Annotated in this window: 21 protein-coding genes and 2 pseudogenes; 16 read left to right on the forward strand and 7 right to left on the reverse strand. The window is 49.3% G+C overall.

Annotated elements, in window-relative coordinates:
* Positions 1-12: 12 nt before the first annotated feature.
* Positions 13-288: a formaldehyde-responsive transcriptional repressor FrmR gene (gene frmR, locus TU92_RS14290; protein WP_112167889.1), complete on the reverse strand. Its 276-nt coding sequence runs from the start codon at positions 286-288 to the stop codon at positions 13-15.
* A gap of 363 nt (positions 289-651) precedes the next feature.
* On the opposite strand from frmR, the gene ycgZ reads away from it, so the two are divergent.
* The 4 genes from ycgZ to TU92_RS14310 all read left to right on the forward strand — a co-directional run bounded on the left by ycgZ (position 652) and on the right by TU92_RS14310 (position 2,050).
* A complete protein-coding gene (ycgZ, locus tag TU92_RS14295; protein ID WP_112167890.1) occupies positions 652-891 on the forward strand; it encodes a regulatory protein YcgZ in 240 nt (79 codons plus the stop codon).
* Positions 892-1,075: 184 nt separating this feature from the next.
* Positions 1,076-1,369: a hypothetical protein gene (locus TU92_RS14300; protein WP_112167891.1), complete on the forward strand. Its 294-nt coding sequence runs from the start codon at positions 1,076-1,078 to the stop codon at positions 1,367-1,369.
* Positions 1,350-1,685, forward strand: a complete 336-nt coding sequence (locus tag TU92_RS14305) for a biofilm/acid-resistance regulator YmgB/AriR (protein WP_414060403.1) — start codon at positions 1,350-1,352, stop codon at positions 1,683-1,685. Before TU92_RS14300 ends, TU92_RS14305 begins: the two co-directional genes overlap by 20 nt.
* A gap of 110 nt (positions 1,686-1,795) precedes the next feature.
* Positions 1,796-2,050 carry a biofilm development regulator YmgB/AriR family protein gene (locus TU92_RS14310; protein ID WP_112167893.1) on the forward strand — a complete coding sequence of 85 codons (255 nt, stop codon included), beginning with the start codon at positions 1,796-1,798 and terminating at the stop codon, positions 2,048-2,050.
* 87 nt (positions 2,051-2,137) lie between these two features.
* On the opposite strand, the gene TU92_RS14315 is transcribed toward TU92_RS14310, so the two are convergent.
* Together TU92_RS14315 and TU92_RS14320 are read right to left on the reverse strand one after the other, a co-directional pair.
* On the reverse strand, positions 2,138-3,379 hold the full coding sequence (locus TU92_RS14315) for a diguanylate phosphodiesterase (protein ID WP_112167894.1): 1,242 nt from the start codon (positions 3,377-3,379) through the stop codon (positions 2,138-2,140).
* A gap of 194 nt (positions 3,380-3,573) precedes the next feature.
* The gene (locus tag TU92_RS14320) at positions 3,574-4,158 is read right to left on the reverse strand and encodes a hypothetical protein (RefSeq protein ID WP_136627591.1); all 585 of its coding nucleotides are present in this window, start codon (positions 4,156-4,158) and stop codon (positions 3,574-3,576) included.
* A 133-nt stretch (positions 4,159-4,291) separates the two neighbouring features.
* Between TU92_RS14320 and TU92_RS14325 the strand changes: the two genes are divergently transcribed.
* Together TU92_RS14325 and TU92_RS14330 are read left to right on the forward strand one after the other, a co-directional pair.
* Positions 4,292-5,209 (forward strand): LysR substrate-binding domain-containing protein, encoded by a 918-nt coding sequence (locus TU92_RS14325; protein WP_112167896.1) that lies wholly within the window; start codon positions 4,292-4,294, stop codon positions 5,207-5,209.
* Complete coding sequence (locus TU92_RS14330; protein WP_112167897.1) at positions 5,202-6,095, forward strand: LysR family transcriptional regulator; 894 nt, start codon at positions 5,202-5,204, stop codon at positions 6,093-6,095. Before TU92_RS14325 ends, TU92_RS14330 begins: the two co-directional genes overlap by 8 nt.
* Positions 6,096-6,155: 60 nt before the next feature.
* Here the strand turns inward: TU92_RS14330 and TU92_RS14335 are convergent, their stop codons facing one another.
* Positions 6,156-7,145, reverse strand: coding sequence for an aldo/keto reductase (locus TU92_RS14335; protein WP_112167898.1), 990 nt, complete (start codon positions 7,143-7,145; stop codon positions 6,156-6,158).
* Positions 7,146-7,178: 33 nt separating this feature from the next.
* Positions 7,179-7,663 (reverse strand): annotated as a pseudogene (locus tag TU92_RS14340) (aldo/keto reductase).
* Between the two features lie 345 nt (positions 7,664-8,008).
* Between TU92_RS14340 and TU92_RS14345 the strand changes: the two are divergent.
* The 3 genes from TU92_RS14345 (at position 8,009) to TU92_RS14355 (ending at position 12,706) form a co-directional block, all read left to right on the forward strand.
* Positions 8,009-8,344, forward strand: a complete 336-nt coding sequence (locus TU92_RS14345; RefSeq protein WP_112167899.1) for a helix-turn-helix domain-containing protein — start codon at positions 8,009-8,011, stop codon at positions 8,342-8,344.
* A 67-nt stretch (positions 8,345-8,411) separates the two neighbouring features.
* Positions 8,412-9,563, forward strand: a complete 1,152-nt coding sequence (locus TU92_RS14350) for an efflux RND transporter periplasmic adaptor subunit (RefSeq protein WP_112167900.1) — start codon at positions 8,412-8,414, stop codon at positions 9,561-9,563.
* A gap of 17 nt (positions 9,564-9,580) precedes the next feature.
* On the forward strand, positions 9,581-12,706 hold the full coding sequence (locus TU92_RS14355; protein WP_112167901.1) for an efflux RND transporter permease subunit: 3,126 nt from the start codon (positions 9,581-9,583) through the stop codon (positions 12,704-12,706).
* An 88-nt stretch (positions 12,707-12,794) separates the two neighbouring features.
* Here TU92_RS14355 and TU92_RS14360 read toward each other — a convergent pair whose 3' ends face one another.
* Together TU92_RS14360 and TU92_RS14365 are read right to left on the reverse strand one after the other, a co-directional pair.
* Complete coding sequence (locus TU92_RS14360) at positions 12,795-13,064, reverse strand: hypothetical protein (protein WP_244207814.1); 270 nt, start codon at positions 13,062-13,064, stop codon at positions 12,795-12,797.
* A gap of 88 nt (positions 13,065-13,152) precedes the next feature.
* On the reverse strand, positions 13,153-13,362 hold the full coding sequence (locus TU92_RS14365) for a DUF6434 domain-containing protein (RefSeq protein WP_112167902.1): 210 nt from the start codon (positions 13,360-13,362) through the stop codon (positions 13,153-13,155).
* A gap of 116 nt (positions 13,363-13,478) precedes the next feature.
* On the opposite strand from TU92_RS14365, the gene TU92_RS14370 reads away from it, so the two are divergent.
* The 7 genes and pseudogenes from TU92_RS14370 to TU92_RS14400 all read left to right on the forward strand — a co-directional run bounded on the left by TU92_RS14370 (position 13,479) and on the right by TU92_RS14400 (position 22,352).
* Positions 13,479-14,231 (forward strand): hypothetical protein, encoded by a 753-nt coding sequence (locus tag TU92_RS14370; RefSeq protein ID WP_112167903.1) that lies wholly within the window; start codon positions 13,479-13,481, stop codon positions 14,229-14,231.
* Between the two features lie 253 nt (positions 14,232-14,484).
* On the forward strand, positions 14,485-14,664 hold the full coding sequence (locus TU92_RS14375) for a DUF4762 family protein (RefSeq protein WP_112167904.1): 180 nt from the start codon (positions 14,485-14,487) through the stop codon (positions 14,662-14,664).
* A 142-nt stretch (positions 14,665-14,806) separates the two neighbouring features.
* Positions 14,807-15,748, forward strand: coding sequence for an LpxL/LpxP family acyltransferase (locus TU92_RS14380; protein WP_112167905.1), 942 nt, complete (start codon positions 14,807-14,809; stop codon positions 15,746-15,748).
* 14 nt (positions 15,749-15,762) lie between these two features.
* Positions 15,763-17,886: pseudogene (locus tag TU92_RS14385) on the forward strand (peptidase domain-containing ABC transporter).
* Positions 17,883-19,040 carry an efflux RND transporter periplasmic adaptor subunit gene (locus TU92_RS14390; RefSeq protein ID WP_112167906.1) on the forward strand — a complete coding sequence of 386 codons (1,158 nt, stop codon included), beginning with the start codon at positions 17,883-17,885 and terminating at the stop codon, positions 19,038-19,040. The pseudogene TU92_RS14385 and the gene TU92_RS14390 overlap by 4 nt, the downstream one beginning before the upstream one ends.
* Entirely contained in the window at positions 19,033-20,985 is a 1,953-nt protein-coding gene (locus tag TU92_RS14395; RefSeq protein ID WP_112167907.1) for an ATP-binding cassette domain-containing protein, read from the forward strand. Before TU92_RS14390 ends, TU92_RS14395 begins: the two co-directional genes overlap by 8 nt.
* The gene (locus TU92_RS14400; protein WP_112167908.1) at positions 20,982-22,352 is read left to right on the forward strand and encodes an efflux transporter outer membrane subunit; all 1,371 of its coding nucleotides are present in this window, start codon (positions 20,982-20,984) and stop codon (positions 22,350-22,352) included. The genes TU92_RS14395 and TU92_RS14400 overlap by 4 nt, the downstream gene beginning before the upstream one ends.
* The last annotated feature ends 22 nt before the right edge of the window (positions 22,353-22,374 follow it).

The raw sequence follows: 22,374 nt of genomic DNA on the forward strand, positions 1-22,374 counted from the left end.
TAAAGAGCGGGGTTAACGAAGATAGGTACGTATTAAAGCAACGGCATCATCAATAGATGCGTCTCGTGATTCTTCTGTGGCATCTGCACTTTTCAGTTCTTCGCGCAGATGACTTTCCAGCACGCCAGCCATCAGGCCATTGACGGCGCCGCGGATGGCAGAGATTTGCTGTAATACCGGGCTGCAGTCATCTCCACGTTGAAGCGCTAATTCAAGCGCTTCAAGCTGGCCGCGCACGCGTTTGACGCGTGATAAAACCTTTTTCTTTTCAGCGGGGGTATGTGGCATCGATGGCAACTCCTCGTATAGTGGGAGGGAGTATATGATTATACTGTGGGGGAGTATAGTGTAATTTGATCATTAGTCAGATTGTAGAAGGTATTTCTCCACATCGGGTAATCAAACTCAATTCACGGTAAAACCAGCATCCTTGTCTGTACAAGTTCTTGCCCCCGAATTACACCGTTGTATCGGTTTTGACCTGAGGCGATGAATGCTTTAAATTCATTAGCTTACAGTTAATTTCCCTGCGCATTAAAACATTGCTAGCTTTTTTTTCCTAAAATACCTGTACAACTTCTTATATCTTGTATAACTTTATGGTCACACACTAAATTATTATTCACACACGTATTAACATAAGGGTTAATCATGCGACAGAATAGATACAATGGATTGTCTTCGGACACATCCCCTTCACTGTACAGTCAGGTATTTTCTGAGGAAGAGACAATGGGGCGGGTGGTAGTCGAAATTCTGGAGGCAGGCAAGAACCTCAATCGCAAAGCCCTGTGTTCTAAGCTGTTAAATCGTGTTGAAGCGGCTGGCAGTGAAGAAGAGGAAAGGCATTATTTGAAGCTGATCCGTCTGGTGCTGGAGCGTGATTCCTAATCAACAGTGAGTGAGTTATAGAGTTAAAGATTGGCTTCAAAGCATTCCAGTATGACATATTACGCGGGCTTGATTCATTCATAGCCTAACAACGTTTTACTGCTTTTGGCGTAAAATAATAACTCTGAACCTGAAGCTCATCTGCCCAAGACCTTTGGCCAGCGTATATTCAGAGGCTGCTAATATGTATAGAAGTACCGAAGAAAAATTAACTGATAAGCTGATTGGTGAGGCGGTGGTTTCCTTGCTGAAATCAAAGAATCCAATATCCACCGACAGACTCATTGCGCAATTACAGTTTATGGCTGTAAACGCGGATAACATTAATCGAAAAAGCGCCTGCGAACGGGTCATTAACGAGATCCGTCATAATCTGGCTGAAAAGCGTGCGCAGATCAGCTACGAAGTTCGGGACGTCGACAATGTACGACACTTTTTCAATGCTCAAGGGCCGTCCGATGACCAGAAAAAACACTGATTCCTCCCGCGCTGGCACCCCTCATTTCAGCGACGCGATGACATCAAACCAGTCCCGACCGATGACAGGCTCTGTAAGCGGTACAGAAATTTATAAGCATTTTGCTAAAGCGGGTGAGTTGTACTCCAGCGAAACAGAAGTACTGGGTGCGGCGATCCGCCTTATTATGGCTGAGAAGGGAACGGTGACCAACAAGGCCATCATTTTACACCTTATTAATCAGCTGGAATGCACGTCAGACGTCGTGCAACTGGATGTTCTGCGCAATGCCCTCGAAATGGTCGTGGGTATGACGCCGGATGATTCCGGTTTCTGAATTCGACAGATTTCACGTTTCCATCTTAAATAACATTGCGCTCAGGTTTCAGCATCTGAGCGCAGCGTCTCATTAAACGTTAACAACAGCAGGTCGCGGAGGGTATTAAAATGCAAGATGTGTCTTATACTCATGTGAAATTGGCCGATTATATTCTGACAGAAGATCCTGAGCTTCTGGTTGGAAATGAAACCGTCATCCGTATCTATAACAATTTGAAGAATCAGAAAGATAATGTGACCCACAAAGATATTATTCTTTGTCTGATTCAGAAAATTGAGCAGGAAAGCGAATTGAGTAAGCAGGACGTCTACTTAGAAGCGCTGGAATATGTGGTTTACCGCACGTCGGACGATAACGACTAATACCGGCGGGGCAGAATTTTGAAGTGAGCCCGGTAACTACCGTTGTTACCGGGCTTATACTTTTCTTAAGAAGCCATACTCAGGCTGTCAGAGGGTTTGATCTCTTAACTGATATTCCTGCTTAACTTCCGGCCAGGCGACAACCGGCGCGCCATTAAGCCTTGGCGTGGCAAACAGTTCGCCCTGGAAGTTACAAATCCCCGCCGCATCGAGCCACATCCATTCTTCTGGTTTTTCCACGCCCGTGGCGATAACCGAGACCTCCAGTGAAGAACAGAATCTGATGATCGCCTGTACCACGGCCTGTTTCGGCCCGCTGGTGTGCACATCACAAATGATGTTGCGATCAATCATGATCTTGTCCGGCTGACACTGCGTCAGCAGCAACAGCCCGGCCGACCCTGCCCCGAAATCATCAATCGCCAGCCGCATTCCCGATGCTTTTAACTGCTTCATGGCCGCGGTAAATTTATCTTCACGAGTAATAACGCCGTTCTCGGTGATCGCCACCACAATCTGCTCCGGCACCAGGCCATTAGCGGTGATTTCTTGCACCAAAAACTCGACGGCATCCGGCACCATCACCAGCGTCATCGGCAGTAGCTTAATGCACAGCGTTTTATTACTGATGCCCATCTTATTGGCGAGCGCAAAGGCCAGTTTTTTAGACTTGAGATCGGCTTCGTAAATGGTGGTGCGGGACAGCTGCGAGAAATAGCCCATCGGCGAACCGCCGTCCGGACCGCGCAGTGTGGCCTCATAGGAGACAATTTCCTTACTCAGCGGATCGACAATCGGCTGGAAAGCGAAGCTATAATCCTGCATTTCGGGAAAGATAAATTCTACTTCAGGTTTAAGCGCTTCATCGGCAATGAAAGACCAGGAACCGCTTGGCAGGATTTCAAGATAGTTTTCTTTTTCGCGGGCCTGCACAAAGGTGCATAAGAATTGTAATGCCCGGTCATCATAGGTGAGGCGATACTTTGACGTCCCTTTATCGAGGACGGCCTGAAGCACTACATCTTCATGATGCTTACGCAAATCAAACAGTTCCATGCCCACATTGCCGAACCGGCGGGAGGGCGCGTAATCGCGCATCAGTTCCACCACGTTATGATGACGACGATCGCGGCAGATGGTGCTGTAAAGGGCATCGACGGCATCTTCGGGACCTTCCAGCAGCTGGAAGAAATGCGTTCCGTCAAACAGCAGGATGCCGGTAATGCCGGATATTTCGTTCTTAATGCTGGCTTGCGCAACCAGCCCTTCCAGAGAGGCTGACTGAACATGTTCGCTGACATGACTGCGATAAACGAGGGTTAAAAGCATTGAATCTTCCAGAGTGGAAACTTGTAATTACCCATACAATATCAGATATATTTTTTTTATGGAAAAGTCTTAATTGATCAGTTTTACTTACATATTAAGATGAATAACTGTCACTTCTTATAGATCAGATGATCTCAACTCCCCGGCGTGCAAGGCAAATCGCACACGCATCTGTCACGATTATCCTTTTAGTACTAAGCGTTCTCCCGCTCTATCATCCGCACGTAGATTGCGCCGAACAATGATAAATCCATTAACAGGGCAAAAGCATAGGGATATCCCTCATGGCTGGTAAACCCCGATTGCAGAAGCAGGCATGAAGTCATCGTGAGGGCGGTGGCTGTAATGAGTGCGCCGATCATCACTCCCCGTGAATACCACACCGGTTTTGTTTGTTCTCCTTTTCTGAGAACCGCTGATAAAACAATCCCCTGTCCGATGCCCGACAGCGCGAGTCCCGGCAACAGCGCTAATCCGTCAAGCCTGTTGTTAACGGTGAGAAGCAGCAAAAGGCCGGTGGCGGTGATAATAAACCCCAGACAGGTGCGTTTCAGGGGCGTTTTTTGTATTACCATTTTCATCTGGCCGGCAAAAAAGCCCGCGGATACTGTGCAAAGTAAAACGGGCAGCGGGATCATGCTGAACGGAAAGCTTAGCAGGCCAGTCAGTTTTATCAGCATTACAACCTGAGCAAAAAATCCGCTACACAGGATCACGCTCGCGTTGATGCGTGCCTCCTCCAGCGGCAGGGGAAACTCATTAATAGCAGAGACTTTCATTTCAGACCTCACTCTATTGATTCCGGGAGATAACGTTTTCTTCATCCTTGATCGGGAAGTGAGGTGAGCTTATCCTTTATAGAATCCCACGATCAAAGTCATAGATTTCAGGTATGGATGAAAATAACTCATCATGAATAAAAACCGGTTGCCCCCGCTGGGCGCGCTGCGTGCGTTCCATGCTGTCGCAGAGTGTCTGAGTTTCAAGCGAGCGGCGGAACACCTCAGCGTTAGCGCCACGGCCATCAGTCATCAGATCCGTTTGATTGAATCCATGCTGGAGTGTCGTGTTTTTGAGCGAAATGCACAGGGCGTCAATCTGACTGAGATGGGGCAGATGCTCTATTCAGGAACGCAAACCGCCTTTGCGGCGCTTGAAGACGCCGTTGTAAAAATCGATGCCTTCAGACGGCCTCCGGCGCTTACCATCACCACAACGTCCAATTTTCTGACTAACTGGCTGGTCCCGCGTCTGGCCGATTTTAAACTTCAGTTTCCTCATATTGATTTACGCCTGCACACCGGCATTGAAAGGGTGGATCTCACCCTGCACACCGTGGATGTGGCGATCCGCTACCGCGAAATGCCGGACGCGCATTTGCACAGCACGTTGCTGTATGAAGACAGGTTTATCGCTGTCGCCAGCCCTTCACTGAAACTGAAAACCGTGAATGACCTCAATAACGCCACGCTGTTTCATATAGAGAACCGCCATGTTCCGGCAGATTCACCTGACTGGAAACACTGGCAGCGCTGCTTCGGGCCCCAAACGCTCGATCTCTCTAAAGGGCTGCATTTCAGTGATGAAACGCATGCCGTACAGGCCGCTGTGGCCGGGCAGGGTGTGGTGATTGCCAGTCAGTTATTGGTGGGGGATTTAGTGAAGCGCGGAATGCTGACGGTTCCTTTCGAGGGTTCACTCCCCGGAGCCCGTTATTATTTAGTCACTCTTGAAGAAAACGCACAACGCGCTGATATCGAAGCATTACGCCAGTGGATATTGCAGCAAATGATGGTAACGGATGAATGTAAGGAATTACGTAATGCTTAAAGAGAACTTCAACGAGTTGCAGATCTTTCTGGTGGTTGCCAGGGAGAGAAGTTTTACCAAGGCGGCGGGGAAGTTGGGCGTTTCGCAGTCGGCGTTAAGCCATGCGATCAAAGCGCTGGAAGAGCGCTTAAACATTCGTCTGCTGACCCGCACCACTCGCAGCGTGGCGCCAACGCAAGCCGGGGAGCGGATCATCGCCTGCCTTGAACCACGTCTGGCCGAGATTGAACATGAACTCCAAACCCTGCTGCAGCTCAACGGCACGCCTTCCGGCAATATCCGCATTTCAGCGGGCGAACATGCGGCGCAAAGCGTGCTTTGGCCAAAGCTGAAGCCTTTTTTGCTGGAATATCCGGATATCAATGTTGAGATGGTGGTCGATAACGGCTTTGTCGATATCGTTGATGGCCGTTTCGATGCCGGGGTGCGTCTGGGCGAAAGCGTGGATAAGGATATGATTGCGGTCAAAATGGGCGCGGATATGCGCATGGTCGTGGTGGGTTCGCCCGCTTATTTTGAGAAGAACGGTATCCCGCTTACCCCGCATGAATTGCAAAATCACCGGTGCATCAACATGCGTTTACCGACCGCCGGAGGCTTGTATCACTGGGAGTTCGAGAAAGAGGGTAAGCCGTTACGCGTGCGGGTAGAGGGGCAGCTGATTTTCAATCATTTGTCCGAGCGGATCGATGCAGTGAAGTGCGGATTCGGGCTTGCCTGCGTGCCGGAAGATCTGGTGGAAGAGGCGGTGAAGTCGGGCGAACTGATTCAGGTACTCGACGAATGGTCCCCGTCGTTTCCCGGTTATTACCTTTACTACCCGAGTCGGAAACAACATCCACCGGCCTTTGCGCTGATGATTGATGCGCTGCGCTATTTCGAGTAACTGACCCGCTAAAAAAAAAGGCCTGCGATATCATGATGATATCGCAGGCCACAACAGATTTTAACGCCCAACGCGCGCCTGCAATGATGCCGGATAGCGTTCGCCGGTGATTTTCACTGTGTCCAGCGCCTGCGTGATTTTCCCCAGGTCTTCTGGTGAAAGTACCACGTCCGCAGCGCCCATATTTTCCTCCAGACGATGCAGTTTGGTGGTACCCGGAATCGGCACGATCCAAGGTTTTTGTGCCAGCAGCCAGGACAGGGCAATTTGCGCAGACGTCACGCCTTTCCCCGCAACCAGTTCAGACAGCAAGACCACCAGCTTTTCATTGGCTTCGATCGCCTCAGCGGCAAAACGCGGCACCTGGCTGCGGAAATCATCCGCGCCAAAGGTCGTCCCGGTTTTGATCGCGCCGGTCAAAAAGCCTTTACCCAGCGGGCTGAACGGCACAAAGCCAATCCCCAGTTCTTCGAGCACCGGCATGATTTCCTGCTCCGGCTCACGCCACCACATTGAATATTCACTTTGCAGCGCCGCTACAGGCTGAACCGCATGTGCCCGGCGGATGGTCTGCGCACCGGCTTCAGAAAGGCCGAAGTGTTTCACTTTACCTTCTGCAATCAGGTCTTTTACCGCGCCCGCGACGTCTTCAATCGGCACATCCGGATCGACACGATGCTGATAGTAGAGATCGATAACGTCTGTTTTCAGGCGACGCAGCGATCCTTCCACCGCTTCGCGAATGTGCTCCGGGCGGCTGTTGAGATTCTGCTGCTTATTGTCTTCACCAAAGGTAAAGCCGAATTTCGTGGCAATCACCACGCGGTCGCGGAACGGTTTTAACGCTTCCCCGACCACTTCTTCGTTCAGGTAAGGGCCGTACACTTCGGCGGTATCAAAGAACGTCACGCCGCGTTCAACTGCCGCACGAATGAGCTCGACCGCCTGACGGGTATCCGTCGCCGGGCCGTAACCGTGGCTGAGGCCCATACAACCTAAGCCGAGCGCGGAGACTTCCAGTCCGGATTTTCCGAGAAAACGTTTTTGCATGGGTAAGATCCTCATGTTGAGTGAAATGCGTGATTACACGTCCAGTTTACGACCCGTCAGCCATTCAACTATCGCCGGGTCACGGTGCGAGAAGAAGGCGCTGGTGGCGGCATCCAGCGCGGTGATTTGCATCATCTGCTCTTCGCTGAGTTCGAAATCCTTAATAGTCATGTTCTCTTGCATGCACTCTTTGCGAACGGATTTTGCCAGCGAAGCAATGCCGCGCTGGGTTAGCCAGCGCAGAACGACCTGACCCACGCTTTTGCCCCTTCGTAGCTGGTGTCCTGCAACCATAACTTGGTAGTGACGAACAGATCGCTGCGCGGGATGCTGCTCTGTTTCAGCGCATTACCGACCTGAGTTTCATTCTGATAGGACGCCGCGGTATCAATCAGGCGATAACCGGTTTCCAGCGCGTCGAGCACTGCGCGTTCGCATTCGGCCGCATCCGTCATCTGTAAGACGCCAAAGCCCAGCACGGGCATTGCAGGACCATCGTTCAGTTTGACTGTTTGCATGTCGTTATCCTTGTACTTGGGTATGTGAAAATCATAACCCAGAAGGATTTATCAGATTAGAGGCTGTAAATGGATAGGCTTTATGAGCAGGGCTCATTAATGAATTCAACTCATAGAGCTATTCGTAATTCATGATCTTATAACCGTGAAACATGAATGCTAATCTCGCCCTATAAGAGTCAGGACAGTCCTGTCGCTTTTACTCTTATCCACGCCTTATTACTGCTGCCAGTTCACTTATCGTTGTGCCGATCGCCGTTATTGCGGCGGTCAGGGTATTGAAAATCACGTGTGATTCCGTTTCGTTTCGCGCACTGCATACTCCGGTTGTAAGAGGTATTTGTGATGCACAAAGAAATCATCAGGTCTTTAATCGGCTGGATTGAAGAAAATATCGACAAGCCGTTAAAAATTCGGGATGTCGCTGAAAAATCCGGCTATTCCAAATGGCACTTGCAGAGGATGTTTCAGCAGGAGACAGGCCACACGCTGGGGAATTATATCCGTGACCGTAAGCTGGCGCTGGCCGCAGATGAGCTTCTTCATACTAAAAATCCGGTGGTCGATATTTCATATAAATACGGATATGACTCACAGCAGTCTTTTTCGCGAACTTTTTCCCGGAAATACAGCTTACCGCCTCAGGCCTACAGGAGAATGCATCAGTCACATCCAGCGTAATTATGTTGAGTTTTTATTGGGCGCTTTTTTGCATTAATCATTACGTTGTTATTTGAGGTGGGAATTCATGAATCATTTAGGGCTTTTAAAGCCTTTGGCAGCCTTTTGTCTGTTATCAGGGAGTTGGGTATTAACCGGGTGTGATGAGAGCGGAAATAACGCCTCTGCGCAGCAAAAATTAACCGACGTTAACGTCATAAAACTCACCACTGCGCCGCTGAAGATGACCTCTGAATTACCGGGAAGAACGTCTGCGCTGCGTATTGCCGAGGTGCGTCCGCAGGTGTCCGGGATTATTCAAAAACGGTTATTCACCGAAGGCAGCGATGTGAATGCAGGGCAGGCGCTGTACCAGATTGACCCCGCGCCGTATCAGGCCGTTCTGGACAGCGCTTTGGGAAACCTCGCACAAGCCGAGGCCAGCGCGCGGATCGCAGTAACCACGGTGAATCGTTACCGCACGCTGACCGGCACGCATTACATCAGCCAGCAGGATTTCGATCAGGCGCAGGCCACTGCCCAACAGGCTCAGGCCGCGGTCGTCGCAGCCAAAGCAGCAGTGAAATCAGCCCGTATTAATCTGCAATACACCACCGTCACGTCGCCGATTGCCGGGCGGATCGGGCGCTCTTCGGTGACAGAAGGGGCGCTGGTGCAAAACGCGCAAACTTCCTCGCTGACGACCGTTCAGCAGCTGGATCAGATGTATGTCGATGTTACCCAGTCGGGGGAGGAATTCCTGCGCCTGCGTCAGGCGATGTCGGACGGCGAAATTAAACAAACCGCCGGTAACGCCGAGGTGACCGTGATGCTCTCTGACGGCAGTATCTATGCGCCAAAAGGCGCGCTGGAATTCTCCGATGTCACCGTCGATGAAACCACGGGTTCTATTACCCTGCGCGCGGTGATCCCCAATCCTCAGCACCGTTTACTGCCCGGCATGTTTGTCCGTGCGCGGCTGGACGAGGGCGTTATTCCGACCGCATTGCTGGTGCCGCAGGTGGCCGTCACCCGTAATCCGCGCGGTGAGGCGACCGCACTGGTGGTCGGTGCGGATAACAAAGTGGCGCTGAAAAACATCACCACCGGCAAAGCGCTGGATGACCAATGGCAGGTGCTGTCCGGTCTGTCGGCGGGCGATCGCGTGGTGGTATCAGGTGTACAGAAAATCAAGCCGGGAGAGGCCGTCGAGCCTCATGAGCAGCCAGCAAAGTCTTAATCAGGGAACGCTGAAATATGTCTAAATTCTTTATCGATCGCCCCATCTTTGCCTGGGTGATTGCCATCATTGTGATGCTCGCTGGCGCGATTTCCATCCTCAATTTGCCGGTTGAACAATATCCAAGCGTTGCGCCCCCGGCGGTGCAGATCCGCGCGCAGTATCCCGGCGCGGATGCGACGACTTTGCAGAACTCGGTAACGCAGGTCATCGAACAAAACATGAATGGCCTCGATGGCCTGATGTATATGTCATCGACCAGCGACTCATCGGGCACGTTGCAGCTCACGCTGTCGTTCAAAACCGGCACCGATGCGGATATCGCACAGGTTCAGGTGCAGAATAAATTGCAGCTGGCCACGCCGCTGTTGCCTTCTGAAGTGCAGCAGCAGGGGATCACCGTCAGAAAATCGTCCAGCACCTTCATGATGGTGGTCGGTTTTGTGAACAGCAACGGCACGATGACTCAGCAGGATATTTCGGATTACGTGGGCTCGAATATCAAAGATCCGATTAGCCGCATTGACGGCGTCGGCGATACGCAGATTTTCGGCTCGCAGTACGCTATGCGCATCTGGCTGGATCCGAACAAGCTGAACAATTTCCAGCTCACGCCGGTGGATGTCATCGCCGAGCTGAACACCCAGAATGCGCAGGTGGCCGCCGGGCAGATTGGCGGAGCACCGCCGGTGCCGGGGCAGCAGCTCAATGCTTCCCTGATTGCGCAAACCCGCCTGATTTCACCGGATGAATTCGGCGATATTTTGCTGAAAGTGAACGCCGACGGTTCTCAGGTGCGGTTGCATGACGTCGCCCGTATTGAGCGCGGCGGTGAGGATTATCAGTTTGTGGTGAAAATCAACGGACAACCGGCATCAGCATTGGGGATCCAGCTGGCAACCGGGGCTAACGCGCTTGATACCGCGGCGGCTGTGCGCACTGAACTGGAACAGCTGCGCCCGTTCTTCCCGGACGGCCTGCAGGTGGTGTACCCGTACGACACGACGCCGTTTATCAAAATCTCGATTAATGAGGTGGTGAAAACGCTGTTCGAAGCCATTGTGCTGGTGTTTCTGGTGATGTTCCTGTTCCTGCAAAACTTCCGCGCAACGCTGATCCCGACGATCGCCGTACCGGTAGTACTGCTGGGCACCTTCGGCATTCTGGCGGCCTGTGGTTTTACCATCAACACCCTGACCATGTTTGGCATGGTGCTGGCCATCGGCCTGCTGGTTGATGACGCCATTGTGGTGGTGGAGAACGTCGAGCGCGTAATGGCCGAGGAGGGGCTGTCGCCAAAAGCGGCGACGCGTAAATCAATGGAGCAGATCCAGGGCGCGCTGGTCGGCATTGCACTGGTGCTCTCGGCGGTGTTTGTGCCAATGGCATTCTTCGGCGGCACAACCGGCGTTATCTACCGTCAGTTCTCCATCACGATCGTGTCAGCAATGGCGCTGTCGGTGTTTGTTGCACTGATCCTCACGCCTGCGCTGTGCGTCACGTTGCTCAAACCTGTTACAAAAGGCGAACACGGCAAAACCACCGGATTCTTTGGCTGGTTCAACCGCAAGTTTGACCAGAGTACGCAGCATTACACGTCTTCGGTCGCGCGAATTTTACAAAGCTCCGGACGCTATATCGTGATTTATCTGCTGATCGTCGCGGGCATGGTGGCGATGTTTGTTCATCTGCCGACGTCTTTTCTGCCGGAAGAAGATCAGGGCGTACTGGCAACTCAGGCCATTTTACCGGCGGGTGCGACGCAGGAACGGACGCAGAAAGTGCTCGATATCATTACCGATCACTATCTGCATGACGAAAAAAGCAACGTGGCTAACGTTCTGACGGTCAACGGTTACGGTTTTGCCGGACGCGGGCAGAATGTCGGCATTGCCTTTGTCGGCCTGAAAGACTGGAGCGAGCGGCCAGGGGATGACAACAAAGTCACCGCGATTGTGCAACGTGCCAATGCGACGTTTTCAAAAATCATCGACGGCACCGTTGTGGCCTTTAATTTGCCGCCGATTATCGCGCTCGGTAACGCCACTGGTTTTGATTTTGAGCTGATCGACCGGGGCAATCTGGGGCACGAGAAACTGCTGGAAGCGCGTAACCAACTGCTGGCGCTGGCGGCGCAGCATCCTGACGTGCTGATGGCGGTGCGTGCGAACGGCATGGAAGATACGCCACAGTACAAAGTGACCATCGATCAGGAAAAAGCCAAAGCGCTGGGGCTGTCACTGGCGGATATCAACACCACGCTGTCCGCTGCGTGGGGCGGCAGTTATGTTAACGACTTCGTCGATAATGGCCGCGTCAAGAAAGTTTATGTGATGAGTGATGCGCAGTACCGCATGATGCCGGACGATCTCAACGACTGGTTCGTGCGTGCCACTAACGGCAAAATGGTACCGTTCGCCAGCTTCTCCACCGCAAAATGGGTTTACGGTTCACCGCGTCTGGAGCGCTATAACGGCCTGTCTTCTCTGGAGATTCTGGGTCAACCCGCACCGGGGAAAAGTTCGGGCGAAGCGATGGCGCTGATGGAAGAACTGGCAACGCAACTGCCAGCGGGTATCAGCCATGACTGGACGGGAATGTCCTATCAGGAACGCATGAGCGGCGAACAGGCACCGGCGCTGTATGCCATTTCGCTGGTGGTGGTTTTCCTCTGTCTGGCGGCATTGTATGAGAGCTGGTCGATCCCGTTCTCGGTCATGCTGGTGGTGCCGCTGGGCGTGGTCGGTGCGTTACTGGCGACCAGCCTGCGCGGGCTGAATAATGACGTGTACTTCGTGGTCGGGCTGCTGACCACAATCGGGCTGGCGGCCAAAAACGCCATCCTGATCGTCGAGTTCGCCAACGATCTGATGCTTAAAGAAGGCAAGCCGCTGATTGAAGCAACGCTGGAGGCGGTGCGGATGCGTTTACGCCCGATCCTGATGACCTCACTGGCGTTTATTCTCGGGGTTCTGCCGCTGGCGATCAGCAACGGTGCGGGTTCCGGCGCACAGAATGCCGTCGGTACCGGCGTGATGGGCGGGATGATTTCCGCCACGTTGCTCGCGATCTTCTTCGTGCCGGTGTTTTTCGTGGTGGTGCGTCGTCGTTTCAGTAAAACCGCGAGTACGGGCGAAGAGTAAAAATTAGCGCGGTTACCGGTTAAGGCACCGTCGTTAATCAGGGGAAGCGGAGGAAGATATTTCCTCCGCTTCTTCATTGTGTCAGCTTCTACCTGAGTAAAAACTGAATGAGTGACCCTAACATATACAGGCCGAATGCGGTTTGTATCAGAATGAAGACCCATCGGACATAGCGCCATTGATGGCGTTCTCTGGCGTTTGCCTGCGAAATAGCGCCACCGGGATCCTGCCTTTTTCTTCTTCTCCTTCTCAGGGTTTCCCGAATCCAAATAAAAATAATCAATACAACCAATATTTTGAGAAGCACCAGGCTATCTATATCGAAATGTGTTTCCCAACTCCAGCTGGTATTTTCCATTCCCTGCTACCCTTTACTTTTTTGTTATTGAATATTATGAGTTATAACAAGTAATTGGCTTTATATCCATGTAATAAAAGTGGGTAAATTAAGGCGCCTGCCGACGCGTCCATTCATCTGCCACGTCACCCAGGTTTTTAGGCTGGCCATTGCGTATCCATGCCATAAAATCCCGGTCAAATGTAAAGTGTGCGCCGCATTGCTCAAGCATGAAACGCCGGACATTTTGGGTATTTTTATAGTGCTTATCTACGGGGGTGGCGCGGGTTAACGTCTCGCTGTGCCAGTCAAATGCCATCTGTTTCTCCGGCGGAAAATGGTATGGTGAATTATAGCGCAGGGCATTGATATTTTGGGGAATGGCATGCCCAATATCGGGACAATCAGACAACATCCGTGCAGGCTTTGGGTAACATGTTAAAAAAAATCATTCTGTCAGTCAGTCTCTTTGGGATTTTATCGGGTTCAGCCGCAGCCGCTTCGGACAGCGGGTATGTGCTCGATAACTACGAAGGAACGATCGGGAAATCTCCGGTTCACGTCTCTCTTCAGCGTTATTCCTTTGGCGGAGAAACAAATGTTAAAGGGAGCTACTATTACGATAAATATCGTTCTCCCATTCCGCTCTACGGGAAAATAACGTCTGATGCCATCGTGCTTTGTGAGGTCGCTAATGATCAGGAATACGACGATTATCTGACTCAAGGTAAAAAAAATGACCTCAGTACCTGCCCGTTAAAACTTACCAACGGTGGGGATGTTCTTCATGGTACATGGCAGAACGCCAAACGTACGCTGGATGTCGTATTGAATCAGACGGCTTCCATGGATAAAGCCGCCATCTCGGGCAACCCTGCGAAAACGATTGAAATTCCATTTTGGGGGCAAACGGCGTCGCACAGTTTTATTGGCATCTATGAAATGAAAGATGATGGCCTGTCAGTGAATAAAGTGATGGCTCTCAACAAGTCTTCAGGGAAAGTGGATCAGGTCATTGATCCTCAACTGCATCAATGTGATTTTGGATTTTACATGACGGCTATTTACCAAAACATTGAGCGTCTGAATAATTCCTCACAAATAGCCTTAAATTGCTACAGCAAAACCGATTTCAGTGTCATTTACGGCCTGAGTCAGGATAAGCAGAATTATTCATTTGTCGATTAACCGCTGAATCGCAGGGGGATCGTACCTGCAGCGACGGTTCCCCTGGCCAATCCTGATGATTGTAAAATTTAAATAATCCAATAAATGAAAGATAACTCTCACATATTAATAACATTTTGAAATTGTACATTTTTTAGCATTTAGCTTATGTAAACTAATCATTTAGGTGCTTTCCATTGACCGTTATATCCTCGGGAAGTTAATGTTATCCGGCCTTGATTGAGGCGATTAATAAATATAAAGGAATATTATTATGATTAAATTAAATATGACTGAAGCAAAAAAAGTTGTTGGTGGCGATTCCCGACTGGATTATCAATGGCAATCAGTGCGCGGCAATTGCCGTGCCTATTACCAGGAATTAGATAAACATGGCAACGTTACAAAAAGTACTGACATGGGCATTGTAAGTAATCGCAACTGCGGTCACTAATGTAAGCGAGTTCTGATAGACTTAATAGTCTGGTGTATGAAGGAATTACATCATTCACCAGTCTATTATTGAAGTTAATTTAGAAATGGCGCTGAAAGAGCCCTGCTAATAGTAGTTGTTATAACAAAAGCCTGGGGTTTTTATGCGATATTTCGTTGTTAGTTTCTATATTGCACTGAAGTGTTTTTTCGATAATACTTTCAAAAAAATAAACAGTATTAGTAAGTTTTTTCGTGAAAAGTTAACTCCCCGCAGTATGAATTTAAGAATATTATTTGCTATTCTACACTTACAGCGCTTTTTGAAACTGACGGGTAAAAATAAAAACAAATGCGCCGATGTTGCTGGTGAAAATATTCGGTGTTTGTTAGGCCCGGACAGAAAGATAAATTTCGTTTGGCTGACACAGCGGCGCGAAGCCTTAGATTACGCCGCAACATTTGGCCGGGACGAGAAGATAATGGCACAACTGGACGATTGTGCGGCCCAGCTGAATAAAATAGTGAAACCTTTGCATGATATGGGTTCACCCGTTGTGTTAGCTCCGATGCATATGGTCTCAGATATTCTTTCTGGCATCGTTGCCGGAAAGGCATATCCGGGTAATGGTACCGTTATTGTTTCCGCAAATGCAGAGGCGTATCAGTCCGAAGACCGCCGCAGGGGCGGTGTCAATCTGACTTACTGCTCAATACACGGAAACAATGAAGGGATTGCAGAAAATATTATGTCAGCTTGCCTGAGTGCAGCTAAACATGACACGAATATTATTATCTTCCCCGACATTGTCCCTGAGTACACATATAAGACTGGTGCAACTTTTTCTTCGAGAATAAATTGCACTATGTTTGGGCGCAAAGCGAGTTTGCACAGTGGGGTATTCAGACTTGCGAAAGTCATTTCAGCGAAAGTTGTTTTCTTTTATCTTTATTACGAAGATGGGATAAAGATTCACATCCATCCTCCAATGGATAAAAAGGAAGCATTCACCAGTATGCCTGGGCTGATTGAAAGTGCCATCAGGGAACATCCCCAAGACTGGTTGTTATGGCACCTTCATTCGTTATATTTTATTAATCACTAAGTTAAAAATTGGATATGAATAATTCTATTCCTACAATGGTATTTCAAAGTGAAATCAATGAGTGTGGGCTTGCTTGCATTGCAATGCTTGCAGAAACTCAGGGTGTTGAAATATCATTGGCCAGTTTACGCGAAAAACACCCTATTTCAGTGCATGGAACATCGCTTGATAAACTCAGTGATATCCTGACGGAATTAGACATTCCAACGTATCCAGTATTATTTGACTTTGATGAGCTCAATGCGCTTCCTTTACCTTGTATTCTGCATTATGGCGCGGGTCACTATGTGATATTAGCCTATCGCAAAGGCCGCCATGTTTGCGTTATGAATCCTGGTGTTGGCCAGCAATTTTTGTCTATTGATGCACTTAAACGAGACATCAGTGGTTACGCGCTTGTCATCGATGAAGAAATCACAACGCATCGCCCAAACGAAAAAAATAAATCAAGGGGGAATTCATTTTTCTCCTGCATGAGTTTACGTCAAACCGCGAAAGTCAGAGGCATTTATACTCTGATGACGCTAACGCTATTAGTATCCTTAACACTTTTCGTTATGCCAGTGATGGTCAGCCAGGCGATAAACAATGTTTACACGTCTGCCGGGCAGCAAGATTTCCCATATGGACTTTTCCTGCTGGTCTTTGTCATTTCTACCGCGCTTGCATTATCTGTCCGCTGGGTAACTGAAAGACATATTAAACAATTTTCATTTTTGAACAGTACTTCAGGTTTTTCCCGTCTGCTTAATAATCCGCTTCGTTTTTTTGAACGTCGTGCACCAGGGGACATATTTAGCCGTTTTACAGCATGGGAAGCTGCAGCCGGACGAAAAATTGAGCTGGATAATAGCTTAAGAACAGACTGGCTCGTTGGCTTGCTGGCATTTAGCGTTCTGGTTTATATGAATCTTTCGCTGGCATTAGTCTCTTTTGCCGGGGTGACGGCCATGGGGTTAGTCAGTGTTTGGGCTATTTATCGTGACCGTTTTTACACTCAAACGCTGCAAATCAGAACCGCAGAGCAGAATGAATTCATTCTGGAAACACTCCAGGGCTTTAACACAATCAAATCCTCCGGGCTGGTGGAACTACGCAAAAAAGGATTTGCGAAGTTAACGTATTCATTATTTAGCTGTGTACGCGATAAGAATGTTTATGAATAGGTGAAGAACAGTATTTACCAGCTGGTAGGAAGTCTGGAAATGGTGTTTTTTATGCTGTTGGCTTTACCATTGCTTAAAGATGGCAGGCTTTCTTTGGGCGATTTCTTTGCCTATAGTTTTGTTCGACAAATATTTTCGTCTTATATCACTAAGATATTTTTTTCCGTTATCCAGAAGAATCAGCTTCAGGTTATTGATAACCGAGCAGAAGATATCTTTCCCTCCGCAGTCGATCACGTTAGCAAACCTGAAGCTGCCATAGCAGTCACTACATTCAATCATTCTCTGGAATACAGAAACCTTTCTTTCCGTTATGACAGTGTGGATACGACGCTGCAAAATGTTTCGCTTTGTATTCCTAAGGGACAAATGCTGGCAATCACAGGAAATTCGGGGGCAGGTAAAAGTACCTTAATAAAAGTGATGTCGGGTGGACTGATCCCTGAATCAGGGGAGATCCAGGCTGATGGCGTTTCAGTGACCGCTTCTGCGATCAGTTCGCTTTTTTATTTGTTGTCCCAGGAAGATATTCTTTTTAATGCTTCCGTTGCAGAAAATATAAGTCTTTTTGATCCGGATTTTGACAGAAGCAAGCTTGAATATATGTCTGGATTGCTTAAGGCATTAGATATGGGAGATATAGTGGACAAACTCCCCGGAGGAATGATGGCGAAGATCCGCGAAAGTTACACTGGACTTTCGCTTGGGCAACGCCAGCGCTTATTGCTTGCTCGCGCTATGTACAGTAACAGGCCCGTAATTATTCTGGATGAGCCTACCGCGAATCTCGATGACGACACCGCATTTACCGTGGCTAATGCTTTGATATCGCATTGCCGCAACGAAGGTAAAACACTGATCGTGGTGACCCATAATACGGCTATTTTGCCACTGTTTGACCATGCCTGCTGTATTGAACAGGGTAGGTTAGTCCGCCTTTCTCCTGGGCTATCAGATATGAATCCGTTATGAAAAAGAAATCGGTCGTTATATGGAGCCTGGTTATTCTGTGTGCCGTATCTGCCACAGCTTACTTTATTTTTAACCAACAACATCATTCATCACCGGCAGGGGTTCTTGCAAAAATCACCCGTGGTGATATTCAAACGACGGTCATTACCACCGGGACATTAAAACCTATTCGCCAGGTCAGTATTGGTGCGCAGGTGAATGGTCAATTAAAAAAGCTCTACGTGCATCAGGGCGACAGAGTAAATAAAGGGCAACTGCTTGCTGAAATAGACCCGATTTTGCAACAAAACGAATTGCGGAAATCCGAAGCAGAACTTGCAAGCGCGCGTGCGCAATTGCGGTCATCACAAGTGCTGCTTAAACAGTATCAACTTGCTTTGCGTCGTCAGAAAGTGATGTTGAGGGAAGGCTCTGGAGTAGCAAGTGACCTTGAAGAAGCACAGTCCCTATTTGATTCTCAACTCGAACAGCTGGAAATGAATAAGGCACAGATAGTCCAATCCGAAATGGCGGTGGAAACAGCCAGAGCAAATGTAGGCTATACGAGACTTGTTGCCCCAATAGAGGGTGAAGTCCTGGGCGTCGTAACTCAGGAAGGGCAAACGATCGTTTCCTCGCAAACTGCCCCGACCATTATGGTACTGGCTGATCTTAGCGTTATGCATATTCAGACCCGTATTTCGGAAGCAGACATTCTTAAGGTCAAATCAGGCCAACCTTTGTCATTCTATGTTCTCGCCCAACCATCACGTCTCTATACCAGCGTGATGGGCGAAATTCAAAATGCCCCGGATGGGGTGCTTAATAATACCAATGAAATATCCAATAACTCACAGCAGTCTTTGGCTATTTACTACAGTGGTGTTTTTGAGATAACCAATACTGAGCGCTTGCTGAAAACCTCCATGACTGCGCAAGTTTCGATTGTAGTGAATGATGTGAAAAACGTTCTGCGCATCCCACTTTCTGCGCTACAGGAAAGAGATGCACAAGGGCGCTATTACGTAACACTCATTGACGGAAAGCAGAGGATTTCCCGTGAAGTTGAAATTGGTGCGCACAATAACGTTTTCGCTGAAGTGAAATCGGGGCTTGTGGAAGGCCAAAGTGTTGAGATCCCACCTTTAGCTCTTGAGACTGCCATCGATGGCTAATCTGACTGCGTTCCGCCTCGTGGATGTGAATCGTACCTTCATTTCGGGTGATCTTGCGGTGCATGTGCTTAAGAACATTTCGCTTGAGATAAAGCAGGGCGAAATGGTCGCCATTATGGGCCCTTCAGGCTCGGGGAAATCATCGCTAATGAACCTGCTTGGCTGTTTAGATCAGCCGAGCAGCGGAAAGATTTATGTGGCAGGTATAGAGACTACCGGAGCCAGCAGCAATCAGCTCGCGTCGCTGCGCAGCCAGCATATAGGTTTTATTTTTCAACGTTATCACCTTATGCCCTATCTCAACGCACAAGATAATGTCGCAGTGCCTGCGCGTTATACGTCGATGGATAAAGCAGAGCAAATTGAACGTTCCAGCAGCTTACTGACCCGTCTTGGGCTTGATGAAAAAATATTCCATAAACCCTCGCAATTATCCGGTGGGCAGCAACAGCGCGTCAGTATTGCCCGGGCTTTAATGAACGGGGCTGATATTATTCTTGCCGATGAACCGACCGGGGCATTGGATGCTGCGAGTGGAAAAGAAGTGATGGCAATATTACATAGCCTTCATCAGGCTGGTCATACCATCATTCTGGTCACGCACGATCCGCTTATTGCCAATCAGGCAGGACGTATCATTGAGATCGATGATGGCCAAATTGTCGCTGACCATGCGGCCAGCTCGACAAATGACTTTCATCAACACACCTCACTGTCACACATTACCACCAGCACCGAGCGTCCCGGACTCTTTCAAAGCCTGAAAGACGCTATTTCTATGGCCTGGCAGGCGTTACGTGGACACCGCGCTCGCGCATTACTCTCAATGCTTGGCATGATTATTGGTGTTGTTTCCATCATCGTGTCAATGGCTGTGGGCAATGGTGCAAAGCAAAAAATTCTTCATGATATAAGCGATCTAGGCGTCAAATCGCTGACTATACACCCTGGCATTGGGTGGAGCGATATCCGTCCTGATTTAGCCTTCAGTCTTTCAGTACGTGATGCAGAAATGCTGCAACATCAAGATTTCACTAAAAATATTTCACCTGTTGTTAATACTTCTGTCGATGCATTGGCGAACGGGCAAAATGTTTTTCTCGAGTTGCACGGTGTTGATCAGGGCTATTTTGCTATTCATCGAATGGTCTTAGTGATGGGCAGGCATTTTAACTCAGGTGACCTGGCAGAGAGAGCTGCCGGGTTAGTGATCGACACCCAAACCGCAAAGAGTTTATTTCCTCATAACGGCCATCCAGTCGGCGAAATTATTCAACTTCGTGGTGTGCCATTTGTCATTATCGGCGTGATGGAAATTAGTGGGGTAGTCCCCAGCAGGAGTGGGTTGCAGGGATGGATCCCCTTCACGACGATGCAGGATCGCCTGGAAGGGCCGGTTGCTCTTAATTTGATTGAATTGCAGCTCAAAGATGGGCTGGCAATGAAATCTTCTCAACAGCGGGTTGAGCATCTGCTGGACATAGTCCATGGCCGCCGTGATTTCTTCATTCAGAGCGATGACATGATGTTAAGCGCGGTGAAAAAAACCTCGGATTCTTTAACCCTCTTGGTGGCCACTATCGCAGGAATCTCGCTCATCGTCGGTGGCATAGGCGTGATGAATATCATGCTGGTTTCCGTCAAAGAAAGAACCCACGAAATTGGTATACGGTTAGCCGTGGGTGCCAGGGAGCAAGATATTTTGCGGCAGTTTCTGGTGGAATCTGTGGTGATTTGCCTGATGGGCTCGCTGATCGGAATTGTGCTTGCCATCGTTGCAGGTTGCACATTCGCATTATGCACGAATAGATTCCCCCTCGTTTTCACGATGCCTCCGATTTTATTCTCCTGCTGTTTCTCCGGCCTGATTGGACTTGGATTCGGCTTCTTCCCTGCGCGGAATGCCGCTCGTTTAAATCCGACTGAGGCTCTGACTCGAGAATGAGGATCCTACAAGTAACCTTTATCGCCCTTGCATTAACGGCGTGTGGCTCATTGGTTAAAGCCGACTATAAGCGTCCAGAGTTAACTCTTCCGATGCAGTGGAGTACACAGGAGACAGGCTCCGCGTGGTTAGCAAGCTCAGGTCACTGGTGGACTGTGTTTGGCGATCCTCAATTAACGCACGCCATTGATGACGTTCTTACGCGAAATAACGATTTAGCTATTGCTGGATTTAGACTGCAACAAGCCCGGCTGGACAGCAATCTTTCGGATACCAATCTCACCCCGGATGTCAGCGTCTCTGGCAGTGCGGATAACACCAAAAATATCCGGCATCATACTAATTCCGTTGAAGGCTATAGCTCTTCCGTGAGTTTGAGTTATGAGCTTGACCTGTGGGGAAAATTGGCACGTATGCGCGAACAGTCTGCCTGGCAGGCTGAGGCAACGGCGTTGGAGCGCCAGAATACGGCTCTGACCCTCATTGGGACGACTGCCCAGTACTATTGGCAAATAGCCGGAATAAATCAAAAAATTGATAATTCTCAGCGCAGCCTGGCGATCGCCGAAGAAACCAAAGTCGTCACGACATCACGATTCACCGCAGGCGCGGTGAGTCAGCTGGATGTATTGCAAGCCACCCAGTCAGTGTTGGAACAAGAAAATAATCTGAAGGATTTATTCCAACAGCGCGAGGAGATACGCAATTCTCTTGCGATTTTGTTCAACAGACCTCCCTCAATGCGACTGCCAGAGCGTGATGGTTTGGATTTAACACAAACCATCGAATTGAAGATGAGTCTGCCAGTTGAGGTTATCCGCCGCAGGCCAGATGTGCAGTCGGCCGAATCGGCACTACGCGCCGCGCTTGCAGGTTCTGATGTCGCCGCATTGAACTTTTATCCCACCGTGTCTTTAAGCGCCGTGTTAAGTGCTGGCAGCAGTGTATTTAGTCAATGGTTTTCCGAACCAGGCAGAGTCATTGGTAGCAGCGTGGTCCTGCCATTTGTTGAATGGAACAAGGTACAACTGACCATCGCACGCTCAAAGCTTGATGTAAAAACCGCAGCCTCTACCTTCCAGCAAAAGGTGTATTCAGCACTTTCTGATGTCGAAAAATCGCTCACACAGCGGCAGAAATGGTCACAGCAGAGGGAGAATACGTTGATCTCTCTGGCATTAAGCCAGCAACGGCTAAAACTGGCAAAAAGTCAGTATCTCGCTGGCGCGCAGCCCATTGAAACCTGGCTGGATGCACAGAACAACCTCCTGACCGTTGAAAATCAGTTATCTGATATTCAGAACAATTACCTCAACTCTACGATGCAACTCTGGCTCGCTATTGGTGGAGAGGAGATCCCGGAATGACCCTCTTTCTAAGGACTTTAAC

Source organism: Rahnella inusitata (assembly GCF_003263515.1).
In the GTDB taxonomy this organism is placed as follows: domain Bacteria; phylum Pseudomonadota; class Gammaproteobacteria; order Enterobacterales; family Enterobacteriaceae; genus Rahnella; species Rahnella inusitata.